Genomic DNA, 12,463 nt, shown 5'->3' with positions numbered 1-12,463 from the left:
AGCGTCATCGAGCGTGTTCAATCACTGAAGGTGGAGCAGTAGATTCCGCGAGGTATCGGTTCACGCAACGAAGCGAGGGCTCATGCAGACCCCCACATATCTGTCGGCCGAGCTGCGACTCCCCACGAACTGGCTCGACTACACGATCCTCGGCATCTACTTCGTCGTCGTCCTCGGCATCGGCTTCGCCGCCCGCCGCTCGGTGAAGACCAGTCTCGACTTCTTCCTCTCCGGCCGTTCGCTGCCCGCCTGGGTGACCGGACTCGCGTTCATCGCGGCCAACCTGGGCGCCACCGAGATCCTCGGCATGGCCGCCAACAGCGCCCAGTACGGCGTCTACACCACGCACTGGTACTGGATCGGCGCCATCCCTGCCATGGTCTTCCTCGGCCTGGTGATGATGCCCTTCTACTACGGCTCCAAGGTCCGCTCGGTCCCCGAGTTCCTGCTGCTGCGCTTCGACAAGGCCGCGCACCTGCTCAGCTCGGTGCTCTTCGCCTTCGCCGCCATCCTCATCGCCGGTGTCAACCTCTACGCCCTCGCCATCGTCGTCGAGGCGCTGCTGGGCTGGCCGGAGTGGGTGGCGATCGTCGTCGCCGGGTTCTTCGTCCTCGCCTACATCACCCTCGGCGGCCTGTCCTCGGCGATCTACAACGAGGTCCTGCAGTTCTTCGTGATCCTCGCGGCGCTCATCCCCATCACCTTCCTGGGTCTGAAGAAGGTCGGCGGCTGGGACGGTCTGTCCGACTCCCTGACGAAGAGCCACGGCGCCGACTTCATGACGTCCTGGGGCGGCACGGGCATCGGCAGCGACAACCCGCTCGGCGCGAACTGGCTGACCATCGTCCTGGGCCTCGGTTTCGTCCTCTCCTTCGGCTACTGGACGACCAACTTCGCCGAGGTGCAGCGCGCGCTGTCCGCGAAGAACCTCTCGGCGGCCCAGCGCACGCCGCTGATCGCCGCGTTCCCGAAGATCTTCATCGTGTTCCTGGTCATGATCCCGGGCCTGGTCGCCGCGGTCCTGGTCCCCAGGATCGGCACATCCGGCTCCGACCTCCAGTACAACGACGCCATCCCGTACCTGATGGAACAACTACTGCCCAACGGTGTGCTGGGCATCGCCGTCACAGGTCTCCTGGCGGCCTTCATGGCGGGCATGGCGGCCAACGTGTCGTCCTTCAACACCGTGTTCACCACGGACATCTGGGCGAAGTACGTCGTCCGCGACCGTGAGGACGAGTACTACGTCCGCTTCGGCCGCCTCATCACCGCGGTCGGCGTCCTGGCCTCCATCGGCACGGCGTTCCTCGCGCGGTCCTTCTCCAACATCATGGCCTACCTCCAGACGCTGTTCTCCTTCTTCAACGTGCCGATGTTCGTCGTCTTCATCATCGGCATGTTCTGGAAGCGGGCTTCGATGAAATCGGGCTTCTGGGGGCTGCTCGCAGGCACCACCGCGGCGATGGTCAACTACTTCGTCCTCTACAAGCAGGACATCATCGACATCCCCTCCGACCAGGGGGCCAACTTCGTCTCCGCGATCGCCGGTTTCGTCGCGGGTGCGGTCGTCATGGTGGCGGTGTCGCTGTTCACGGCGCCCAAGCCGGCCGAGGAGTTGCAGGGGCTGGTCTACGGCACGCGCTCGCCCGGCATGGCGGAGCCGCCGGCGCCGGGGGACGAGGCCTGGTATCGCAAGCCGGCGCTGCTCGGCTGGGGCGCGGTCGTCCTGGCCGCGGCCTGCTACATCCCGTTCTCGTTCTGACCGACGGAGGATTGATCGCACATGTCCGAGTCCCACTCCGAGAAGGACCTGCAACGGGAGATCACCGAGCTGCAGGGCAAGTCGGCGACCGCTGCGCGGCTGTTCGACATCCGGCGGATCATCGGTGGGTTGTTCGTGGTGTACGGCGTCATCGTCACGCTCGCGGGGCTGACGGCGTCCGACGCGGACATCGACAAGGCGGCGGGGGTCAACATCAACCTCTGGACCGGGTTGGGGATGCTGCTGCTGGGGCTGTTCTTCCTGATCTGGCTGAAGCTGAGGCCCGCGGCGCCGGCTCCTCCGGGGGTCGAGCCGGAAGACGACGACCGGGTGGAGTAGCCCCTCGGCGTCGGTGCCGGTAGTTCAACTCCCCTGGCTCGGGTGGGCCCGCGTACCGACGTTGCCAGGTGCCGCTGCGTTGCCGCTGAGGCCGGGGGGGTTTCGCAGCCCGGCGTAGCGGGGCGCTGCGGCGTCGGTGCTGGGGCCGGGACGTTTCGCAGCCCGGCGTAGCGGGGTGCCGCTGCGCCCACCCGTGCCGCCCCTAGCGGCACGCATGCCCGCAGCGGGGGCGCCACGCTGCCCGCAGCTAAGTGCTCCCGCAGCCGCCGTCGTACGTAAGGGGTCGTGTCGGGGGGTGTCCGCCCGCAGCGGTTGGCGCGTCAACGGGGAGTGAGTCGGTGTCCAAGCCCATCGCGCCGTTCCGAGGACGGATACCCCCCGGCGCGGCCCCGACCCCCACCCGGCGGCACGCGAAGACGCGAACCCCCACCCCACCCGCCTCACAACTCCCGGCGCACCGCGCCCGCCCGGTCCAGCAAGCCCGTCCGTGCTGCCAAGGCCGCCGCCTCCAGGCGGGAACCCACGCCCAGTTTCATCAGCACCCGCTGCACGTGCGTGCGTGCGGTCGACGGTGCGATGCCCATGCCCGCCGCGATCAGCCGGGTGTCCTCGCCGTCCGCGACGCGGACCAGCACCTCGACCTCCCGCGGCGTGAGCATGGACAGCAACCGCTGCCCCTCGTCGTCCGGTTGGGCCGCGGGGTTGAGCAACTCGCTGAACGCCCCCTGCAACAGCTGCGGCGCCACCGCCGCCTCCCCCGACCGCGCCTTCATGATCGCCCGCTCGACACCCTCTATGCGCTCATCGTGCCGGACGTACCCCGACGCCCCCGCCGCGAACGCCGCCGCGATCCCCCGCGGACTCGGCACCGGCCCCAGCACCAGCACCGCCACCTGCGGCCGCTCCCGCTTGATCCGCTCCACCGGGTCGAAGATCCCCGGCTCCGCCGGCGCCGCCGTCCCCAGCAGGCACACCTCCGGCGCCCGCGTGATCACCAGCTCCGCCGCCCCCGCCGCCGGCGCCGCCGCGGCCAGCACCCGGTGCCCCCGCAGCTTCAGCGCCGAAGCCAACGCCTCGGCCAGCAATCGGTGGTCGTCGACCACCATGAGCCGCACTCCCATCGAGCAACCCCCCAGTCACCCCAGCCCCCCATGGAAGCCCCCCGGCTCCCCCGCCTTCATGCCCCCGGAAGCTACACGCTTGTTCGACGTTGCGCTCCCCCACCCACGAGAATCGCCCCGGATCGCCGAAACCGCCATCATTCCAGGTTGACCGCCCCACACACGAACGGTCCCGCCCCTGAACAGGGACGGGACCGAACGCAACATCAGTCGATCATCAGTCGATCACCAGATGATCAGCTCGTACCGAAGCCGACCGCCAGGTACTCCTTCTCCCGCACCGACGACCGCTTGCTGGCGTACACCTTCGACATGTACAGGTGCCCCTCGGCGTACAGGAACTCGGAGTACTCCGGCGACATGCTGGTCTCCACGTCGCGCACCGACGCCGTCGAGGGATTCCGCAGCAGCGTCGTCTCCTTGAAGCTGTCCCCGGCGATGCTCACGACCTGCCCGCCCTTGTCGTAGGGCGGACGCTTGTACGCGATCAGGTTGCCGCCGTCCATGCGCAGAGGCGAGATCGTGTAGCCGTCGCCCGCGTCGGCCCGCTGCCCCGTCTGCTTGCCGGTGGCGAGGTCGAAGGCGACGATCTCGTTGGTCTCGCTGTACTTGCCCGTGCCGTCGTGCTCCTCGGTCGGCAGGTACAGCCGGTCGTTGCCGACGGCCAGCAGGTTGCAGGCCTCGACGCGGGTGATGCCCTCGCAGCGGGCCGCGAACTGCTCGCCCGGCGCGGAGATGCGCGTACGCAGCTTGCCGGTCTTGCTGTCGATGGAGAAGAAGTCGGAGATGCCGCTGCCGTCGCCCGCGGAGTCGCCGACGTCGGCGGCCACGACCAGCGGGTTCGTCGACACGATGCTGGCGTACTCGATGCCCTCGGTCATCTTGTACTCCGAGATCACCTTCCCGGACTTCGGGTCGATGTTCTGGATGTGCAGCTGCCGCTGGTCGTACGAGCCGCACTTGCGCACCGCGACCAGCTTCTCGCCGCCGCCGTACCCGGCGTCGTAGCAGGAGTCGGTCGGCTTCGGGCTCCACAGGAGCTTGCCGGAGACGTCGAAGGCGGCGCCGCCACTGCTGCTGCCGACGGCGACGGTCTTCCCGCTGAGCGTGATGTTGTCGAAGTTGATCAGCTGATCACCGGTCTTGACGGTCTTCGTCCACAGCCTCTTGCCGGCGTCGAGGTCGATGAGCGCGATCTCGGTGCAGCCGTGCGAGGGATCGGCCTTGGTGGGCATCGCCGGCTGGTAGAGGATCGCCGTCAGGTTGTCGTCGGTGACGTGACGGCTGGCCTGGCAGACCGGACCGGCCAGCGGGAGCTTCCACAACTCGCTGCCCTTGTCGCGGTCGTAGCCGACGATCCGGGCGATGCCGCTCTTGACGTACGCCTTGTCGGTGAGCCACGAGCCGGAGACGACGACCGTGCTGTCGTTCTTCACCTCGGGTGCCGGAACCTGGAAGAGAACCTTGGCACTGGGGTCGGCCGGCGCCTTCTCCTTGCCGGAGGCGGTGCCGCCGTTGCCGTTGTTCTTGCCGCCGGTGCCGCCGGTCTGACCGGCGGTGTCGTTCTCCGGGCCCTCGTCCTTGCCGGAGGAGGCGTACCAGATGCCGCCGCCGATGATCAGGGCGATCGCCACGACCGCGGCGACGATGATCGTCATCTGGGCGCTGAACTTCCCGCCGCCGCCCGACTGTCCGGCCTGCGGCTGGTGCGGCATGGTCTGCTGCGGGTAGCCGTACCCGGGCTGCTGCCCGTACCCCGGCTGCCCGTAAGGCGCCTGCGGCTGCTGACCGGGATAGCCGTAACCCTGCGGAGGCTGAGGCGCCTGCGGAGCCTGAGGCGCCTGCGGATACCCGTACCCCTGCGGAGGAGTCGGCGGAGCCTGAGGCGCCGGCGCACCCTGCGGATACCCGTACCCCTGCGGAGGAGTCGGCGGAGCCTGGGGCGGCGGAGCCTGGGCCGGCGGAGTCTGCGGCGGCTGGTCCTGGGGCGGCCCGAAGCCGCCCCCCTGCGGAGGCTGCGGGGGCTGCTGGGGCGGAGGGGGCGGCGGCTGGGTCATGGCGTGGTACCTCGGGAAGGGGGACGGACGACGAAAGGGAACGCGGAAGGGGACGGGGCAAGGGAAGGAGAACGAGAAGTCACTTGCCGTAGGCGAGCATCAACTTCTCCTTCGAGTCGTCGTTCCCGCTCAGCCGGGTCGTCGAGATGTAGAAGCGGCCATCGACCCAGTCGGTCTCCTTGGAGAAGAAGCTGTCCTCGATGTCCGCCGCGCCCTCGGGGTTCTGGAGCAGCTTGGACGGCTTGTGGCTGCCGCCGCCGGTCGGGATGGACACGATCTGCCCGCCCGCGTCGTAGGACGGCTGCACATAGGCGATGAGCTTTCCGCCCTCGGTCTTCACCGGCAGCATCGACTCGTCGGAGGGCGACTTCACGCGCCACTTCTCCTTGCCGTTGGCGAGGTCGACCGCGACGATCTCGTTGGCGCCGGTGGTCGCCTTGGTCGGCAGGTACAGCGTGTTGTCGTCGGCGGCGACGCCCTGGCAGCCCGTGAGGTCGCGCTCGAGGATGGCCCAGCCGCACTCGGGGGCGAAGTCCTCGTCGAAGCCGACCTGCGAGCGGAACTTGCCGCCGGAGGTGAAGGTGGAGATGTTCCAGGCCTTCTTGTCCTCGTTGGTGCTGTAGACGACCAGCGGGCTCACCGAGTAGGTGCGCGCGACCCGCCAGCCCTTGTCGAACGGCTGGGTCCACCTGGCCTTGCCGGTCTTCGGGTCCAGCTCCTGGATCTCGTCGTGCTCCTTGTCGCTGCCGGCGCCGCAGGAGGAGACGGCGATCAGCTTCTCGCCACCGGCGAACGCCGCGGGGAAGCAGGCGTTGCCGTACTTCTTCTTGTCGAAGAGCTTGTCGCCGTTGGTGACGTCGTAGGCCGTGCCGGACTGGGAGCGGCCGACCATCAGCGTCTTGCCGGTGATGGACAGCTCCACCGAGAGCGTGGAGTCGAACAGGGCGCCGTCGGCGACCTGTTCCTTCCAGCCCTTCTCGCCGGTGACGAGGTCGACCTCCTGGAGCTGGTTGCACTTGGCGCGGTCGCTGCTGCCGCTCATGTACGCGACGACGATCTTGTCGTCGGACGTCTTCTGCGGAGTCGTCGCGCAGATCTTCTGCGGGAAGGTGATGGCGTCCCAGGCCGGCTTGCCGTCGCCGACGTTGTAGCCGGACAGCTGCTTGTAGGCGGCCTTCACGGCGGTCTTGTCGGTGATCCACATGCCGTCGGCGTCGGCGCCGGAACCGGGGGCGTCGGGCGCCTCCTTGTACCAGAGGACCTTGGCCTCGCCGGCCTGGCGGCCCGCGTTGAGGTCCTCGGGGTCCTCGCCGCCGTCGCCGCTGCCGTCCCCGGGGTTGACCGGGGCGGAGGTGCCGGGCTTGGCGTCGTCGGTCTTCTGGGCGACGGGCTTCTTCTTGCCCTTGTCGTCGTCGCCGGTGACGGCCCACACGGTGCCGCCGACCACCAGCAGCGCGGCGACCGCGGCGCCGATGATCATGGCGGGCTTGCCCTTGAAGGGGTTGTTCGAGCCGCCCCCGGGCGGGGTGCCGGGCGCGCCGGGGTACTGCGGCTGCTGCGGGTAGCCGTAGCCGGGCTGGCCGTACGGCCCCGGCTGCTGCGGCTGGCCGTAGGGCCCGGGCTGCTGGGGCTGGCCGTAGGGGCCGGAGTTGTACGGCCCCGGCTGCTGGGGCTGCCCGTACGGACCGGGCTGCTGCGCGGGCTGCTGCTGCGGGTAGCCGTACCCCGGCTGCGGCGGGCCCTGCGGGGGCGGCGGCGTCTGGGGCGGGCCCTGGGGCGGCGGCGGGGTCTGCGGTGCCCCCTGACCACCGTCCTGCGGCGGCTGGTTCTGCGGTGCTCCGAAGCCACCGTGCGGCGGCTGACTGGGCGGCTGAGTCATCAGCGGCTCCCCCGTTCGATCACTGATTTTTAGCCACGCCCTGAGATGCTCAACACGCTCAGAGTCGCTTCATAAAGTTCTAAGACGGCTCTTTCTATCACCCCGTTCCATCGAGGCACCGGGCCGTATCACCCCCTGTTCCCAAGGGAGGACCGGCCCGTGATGCCCTCGTTATGCGTCTTCACGCACCCTTCACGCGTCCTCGGCGAGTTCCAGCCAGCGCATCTCCAGTTCCTCGCGCTGACCGGCCAACTCCCGCAGCTCGGCATCCAGTTCCGCCACCTTCGCGAATTCCGTGGCGTTTTCGGCGATTTGGGCGTGAAGCTTGGTCTCCTTCTCGGAGACCTTGTCGAGCTGCCGCTCGATCTTCTGAAGTTCCTTCTTGGCGGCGCGCTGGTCCGCCGCGCTCTTCTCCGGGGCGGCGGTCTGCGCCACGGCGGCGGGGGCCGAGGCGGCCGCGGCCTCCTCCATGCGCTGCCTGCGCTCCAGGTACTCGTCGATGCCGCGCGGCAGCATCCGCAGGGCGCCGTCGCCGAGCAGGGCGAAGACCCGGTCGGTGGTGCGCTCGATGAAGAACCGGTCGTGGGAGATGACGATCATGGAGCCGGGCCAGCCGTCGAGCACGTCCTCCAGCTGGTTCAGCGTCTCGATGTCGAGGTCGTTGGTGGGCTCGTCGAGGAAGAGGACGTTGGGCTCGTCCATGAGCAGGCGCAGCAGCTGGAGCCGGCGGCGCTCACCACCGGACAGGTCGCCGACGGGCGTCCACTGCTTCTCCTTGGTGAAGCCGAACGTCTCGCACAGCTGCCCGGCGGTCATCTCCCGCCCCTTGCCGAGGTCGACGCGCTCGCGCACCTGCTGCACGGCCTCCAGCACGCGCGTGGCCGGGTCGAGTTCGGCGACCTCCTGGGAGAGGTAGGCCAGCTTCACCGTCTTGCCGACGCGGACGCGCCCGCCGACGGGCTGGGTCTCGCCCTCGGAGCGGGCGGCCTCGGCCATGGCCCGCAGCAGGGATGTCTTACCGGCGCCGTTGACCCCGACCAGGCCGATCCGGTCGCCGGGCCCGAGCTGCCAGGTGACGTGCTTGAGGAGGACCTTGGGGCCCGCCTGGACGGTGATGTCCTCCAGGTCGAACACGGTCTTGCCGAGCCGCGAGGACGCGAACCGCATCAGCTCGCTGCTGTCCCGGGGCGGCGGCACGTCCTTGATCAGCTCGTTGGCGGCCTCGACGCGGAAGCGCGGCTTGGACGTACGGGCGGGTGCCCCGCGGCGCAGCCAGGCCAGCTCCTTGCGGACCAGGTTCTGCCGCTTGGCCTCCTCGGTGGCGGCGATGCGCTCACGCTCGGCCCGGGCGAAGACGTAGTCGGAGTAGCCGCCCTCGTACTCGTAGACGTCGCCGCGCTGGACGTCCCACATGCGGGTGCACACCTGGTCCAGGAACCACCGGTCGTGGGTCACGCAGACCAGTGCCGACCTGCGGGTCCGCAGATGCCGGGCGAGCCAGGCGATGCCCTCGACGTCGAGGTGGTTGGTGGGCTCGTCCAGGACAAGCAGGTCCTGCTCCTCGATGAGCAGCTTGGCCAGGGCGATACGGCGGCGCTCACCGCCGGAGAGCGGGCCGATCACGGTGTCCAGGCCCTTGGGGAACCCCGGCAGGTCGAGCCCGCCGAACAGGCCGGTCAGCACGTCCCTGACCTTGGCGTCGCCGGCCCACTCGTGGTCGGCCATGTCGCCGATGACCTCGTGGCGGACGGTGGCCTCGGGATCGAGGGAGTCGTGCTGGGTGAGTACGCCCAGCCGCAGCCCGCCGGAGTGGGTGACCCGCCCGGTGTCGGCGCTCTCCTGCCGGGCGAGCATCCGGATGAGGGTGGTCTTGCCGTCGCCGTTGCGGCCGACGACACCGATGCGGTCCCCTTCGGAGACGCCGAGGGAAACGCCGTCGAGCAGGGCGCGGGTGCCGTACACCTTGCTGACGTTCTCGACATTGACCAGGTTGACGGCCATTACTCTCCTGCCAAGGGGGATGGATCGACCCTCCAGGGTAGTCGCGCGCGGGGGTGCTCCGGCCGGGCGGTCAGCCGCGGTCCGCCTGCTCCTGGCGGCGCCGGTAGCGCCACACGTCCATCAGCCTCTCGTCGTAGGGCAGCTCCGGGTCGACGGGCCCGATCCGGTGCTCGGCCTCCACACAGCGCGGATCGTCTCGGTGGGCCAGGCCGGACACGGCACAGATGCGGATCTCCTGCCGCTCGTCCCGGGTGAGGGCGACCAGGGCGTCCCCCACCTCGGGCTCGTCGCCCCGGTGGTGCCCGAGCCGGCGGCAGGCGGCCTCGCGCACGCCCGGGTCCTCGTCACGGGCCAGGGTGAGCACGGCGGTGAGGCTCCCGGGGAGTCGCACCGCCTCCGGCACCAGTGCGCGTACCCGCGGGTCGGGGTGGGTGCGGTGCGCCAGCGCCACGGCCTCGATCTCGGGGGCGCTGTCGTGGGTCATCGCGTTCAGGAGGGCGGCCAGCACCTCCGGGTCCTCCTCCTGCTCGGCCCAGGGCGCCAGCTCCCTGCCCCGCTCCCAGAACGGGTCACTCCCCTTGAAGGCGTCGCCGAGGATCAGGAAGAGCAGGATCTCCGCGGCGAGCAGGCGGTGCAGCCGGTCGGGGTGGTTGAGGAGGTCCCTGGTCCACTGCCAGGTCTCCTCGTCCAGGCGGCGGCCGAGGGTGAACACCACGTCCGACCAGACGACGTGGTCCCGGTCGGGGTGGGCCAGGGCCCGGGCCACCAGTTCGTCGAAGGGCGTGCGGACGCCGTAGAGGGCTTCCATGGACGTGAGGATCGCCCGGTGCTCGTCGCGCACGGTCATGGGGCCGAGCGTGAGCTGCTCGCACCACCAGCCGATCTCGTCGTCGACGACCCGGATCCGCTCGACGGGCCCGGTGAGGCCGGTGATCCGGCGCAGTTCCGCTTCGGCGCCCGCCTCCGACCAGCGCCGGGCCCGGGCCAGCAGGTCGGCGCGTGCCGGGGCCGGGAGCGGGATCCGGCCGGTGGCGAGCGCGTGGACCAGGAGGTGTGCACCGCCGTCCACGGCCCGGGTCAGCGGGGTGCCGCCGTCGGGCAGCGGGCGCAGCGGGTCGGCGCCGCCCTGAAGCAGCGCGTCGGCGACGGGGGTGTCGTACGCCGCCACGGCCAGGCAGAGGACCGGCAGGCCGTCCGCGACGGTGTCGGGGTCGGCCCCGTCGTCCAGCAGGGCCCGGACCTGGTCCGGATCCGAACGCCGCACGGCCTCGACCAGTCGCTCCACGCCAGTGCTCCCCCTCGTCGGCAACCCGGGGAGCCTAGACGCCCGGCGGCTGCGGGGGCACGGGATTAACCAGCGGCCGGACGTGATCGACGGCGGCCGGTCATGAGCAACCGACGGCCGGTCGGGATCACCCCGCTGCCGCCACCGTCGCGCCAGGTGCCGGGCCCGATGCCGTGCGCACGGTCCGGCACGTTCCGGACGCCACCAGGGCCTGCGCCACCGCTGCCGCCGACTCCGGGTCGCGGACCAGGAACGCGGTGGTCGGGCCGGAGCCCGAGACGAGTGCGGTGAGGGCGCCGGCGGCCCGGCCCGCGGCCAGGGTGGCGGCGAGTTCCGGGAAGAGGGAGAGCGCGGCCGGCTGGAGGTCGTTGGAGACGGCGGCGGCGAGCGCGTCCGGGTCGCCCTTGGCGAGGGCGGCGAGGAGTTCGGCGGAGGCGACGGGTTCGGGGATGTCCGTTCCCTCGCCGAGCCGGTCGAACTCACGGAAGACCGCCGGGGTGGACAGGCCGCGCCCGGCCATCGCGAACACCCAGTGGAAGGTGCCGCCGACCTCCAGGGGCGTCAGCCGCTCGCCCCGCCCGATGCCGAGGGCGGCGCCGCCGACCAGGCTGAACGGCACGTCGCTGCCCAGCTCGGCGCAGATCTCCAGGAGTTCGTCGCGGGAGGCGCCGGTCCCCCACAGCGCGTCGCAGGCCACCAGGGCGCCGGCGCCGTCCGCGCTGCCGCCCGCCATGCCGCCGGCGACGGGGATGTCCTTGGCGATGTGGATGTGCACGCCGGGGCTGAGGCCGTGGCGTTCGGCGAGCGCCTCGGCGGCCCGTGCGGCCAGGTTCGTACGGTCCAGGGGCACCTGGTCGGCGTCGGGGCCGTCGCAGGTGACGCGGAGTTCGGCGGCCGGGGTGACGGTGATCTCGTCGTAGAGGCCGACCGCGAGGAAGACGTTGGCGAGGTCGTGGTAGCCGTCGGGGCGGGCGGCGCCGACCGCCAGCTGGACGTTGACCTTGGCCGGGACGCGGACCGTGACGCTCACGCGCTCTCCTTCTCCTGGTGCCGGTCCGCCCTGTGCTCGGCGATCCGCGCGAACTCCTCCACGGTCAGCGACTCGCCCCGGGCCTGCGGCGAGACCCCGGCGGCGACCAGGGCGTCCTCGGCGGCCGCGGCGGATCCGGCCCACCCGGAGAGGGCGGCCCGCAGCGTCTTGCGGCGCTGGGCGAACGCCGCGTCGACCACGGCGAACACCTCGCGCCTGGAGGCGGCCGTCTTCAGCGGCTCGCTCCGGCGGACCAGGGAGACCAGGCCGCTGTCGACGTTGGGCGCCGGCCAGAACACGTTCCGCCCGATGGCACCGGCGCGCTTGACCTCGGCGTACCAGTTGGCCTTGACCGAGGGGACACCGTAGACCTTCGAGCCGGGCGGGGCGGCGAGCCGGTCGGCGACCTCCGCCTGGACCATGACGAGGGTGCGCTCGATGCTCGGGAAGGTCTCCAGCATGTGCAGCAGGACCGGGACGGCCACGTTGTAGGGCAGGTTGGCGACCAGCGCGGTCGGGGCGGGGCCCGGCAGCTCGGTGACGTGCATGGCGTCCGAGTGGACCAGGGCGAACCGGTCGGCGCGCTCGGGCATCCGGGCCGCGACGGTCGCGGGCAGCGCACCGGCCAGCACGTCGTCGATCTCCACCGCCGTGACGCGGTCGGCCGCCTCCAGCAGCGCGAGGGTGAGCGACCCGAGACCCGGGCCGACCTCGACGACCACGTCGTCGGGGCGGACCTGTGCGGTGCGGACGATACGGCGGACGGTGTTCGCGTCGATCACGAAGTTCTGTCCGCGCTGCTTGGTCGGGCGCACACCGAGGGCTGCCGCGAGTTCGCGGACGTCGGCGGGGCCCAGAAGGGCGTCGGGCGTGGGGCTGCTGGTCACGGGGACAAGGGTACGGGGGGTTCTACGGGGCCCGGCTTCCTGGTTGCCCGGCGCCGGGGCGTTGCGCGGTCCGGCGCCGCGGGGTGCCGCTCTCGGGCCGCG

9 protein-coding genes are annotated in these 12,463 nt (G+C 70.9%); 2 read left to right on the top strand and 7 right to left on the bottom strand.

All coding sequences use genetic code 11. The features are described from left to right. Nucleotides 1–82: 82 nt before the first annotated feature. Entirely contained in the window at nucleotides 83–1,762 is a 1,680-nt protein-coding gene (locus ACFZDE_RS23040; protein ID WP_391202359.1) for a sodium/solute symporter, read from the top strand. A 21-nt stretch (nucleotides 1,763–1,783) separates the two neighbouring features. Continuing rightward, nucleotides 1,784–2,101 carry a hypothetical protein gene (locus tag ACFZDE_RS23035; RefSeq protein ID WP_391202356.1) on the top strand — a complete coding sequence of 106 codons (318 nt, stop codon included), beginning with the start codon at nucleotides 1,784–1,786 and terminating at the stop codon, nucleotides 2,099–2,101. 440 nt (nucleotides 2,102–2,541) lie between these two features. Here the strand turns inward: ACFZDE_RS23035 and ACFZDE_RS23030 are convergent, their stop codons facing one another. From ACFZDE_RS23030 to rsmA, 7 genes are all read right to left on the bottom strand, one after another. Beyond that, nucleotides 2,542–3,222, bottom strand: coding sequence for a LuxR C-terminal-related transcriptional regulator (locus tag ACFZDE_RS23030; RefSeq protein ID WP_391004441.1), 681 nt, complete (start codon nucleotides 3,220–3,222; stop codon nucleotides 2,542–2,544). 236 nt (nucleotides 3,223–3,458) lie between these two features. Next, nucleotides 3,459–5,279 carry a PQQ-binding-like beta-propeller repeat protein gene (locus tag ACFZDE_RS23025; protein WP_391202353.1) on the bottom strand — a complete coding sequence of 607 codons (1,821 nt, stop codon included), beginning with the start codon at nucleotides 5,277–5,279 and terminating at the stop codon, nucleotides 3,459–3,461. A gap of 79 nt (nucleotides 5,280–5,358) precedes the next feature. Beyond that, a complete protein-coding gene (locus ACFZDE_RS23020; RefSeq protein ID WP_391202350.1) occupies nucleotides 5,359–7,158 on the bottom strand; it encodes a PQQ-binding-like beta-propeller repeat protein in 1,800 nt (599 codons plus the stop codon). A gap of 192 nt (nucleotides 7,159–7,350) precedes the next feature. After that, nucleotides 7,351–9,159 (bottom strand): ATP-binding cassette domain-containing protein, encoded by a 1,809-nt coding sequence (locus tag ACFZDE_RS23015; RefSeq protein ID WP_391202347.1) that lies wholly within the window; start codon nucleotides 9,157–9,159, stop codon nucleotides 7,351–7,353. A 70-nt stretch (nucleotides 9,160–9,229) separates the two neighbouring features. Then, nucleotides 9,230–10,444, bottom strand: a complete 1,215-nt coding sequence (locus ACFZDE_RS23010; protein ID WP_391202344.1) for a HEAT repeat domain-containing protein — start codon at nucleotides 10,442–10,444, stop codon at nucleotides 9,230–9,232. A gap of 127 nt (nucleotides 10,445–10,571) precedes the next feature. Further along, nucleotides 10,572–11,474: a 4-(cytidine 5'-diphospho)-2-C-methyl-D-erythritol kinase gene (locus ACFZDE_RS23005; RefSeq protein ID WP_391004431.1), complete on the bottom strand. Its 903-nt coding sequence runs from the start codon at nucleotides 11,472–11,474 to the stop codon at nucleotides 10,572–10,574. After that, nucleotides 11,471–12,361 carry a 16S rRNA (adenine(1518)-N(6)/adenine(1519)-N(6))-dimethyltransferase RsmA gene (gene rsmA, locus ACFZDE_RS23000; RefSeq protein ID WP_391202341.1) on the bottom strand — a complete coding sequence of 297 codons (891 nt, stop codon included), beginning with the start codon at nucleotides 12,359–12,361 and terminating at the stop codon, nucleotides 11,471–11,473. The genes ACFZDE_RS23005 and rsmA overlap by 4 nt, the downstream gene beginning before the upstream one ends. Between the last annotated feature and the right edge of the window lie 102 nt (nucleotides 12,362–12,463).

Origin of the sequence: Streptomyces sp. NPDC007929, assembly GCF_042959065.1 — a bacterium.
Classification (GTDB): domain Bacteria; phylum Actinomycetota; class Actinomycetes; order Streptomycetales; family Streptomycetaceae; genus Streptomyces.
This window is presented reverse-complemented; position numbering and strand designations above follow the sequence as displayed.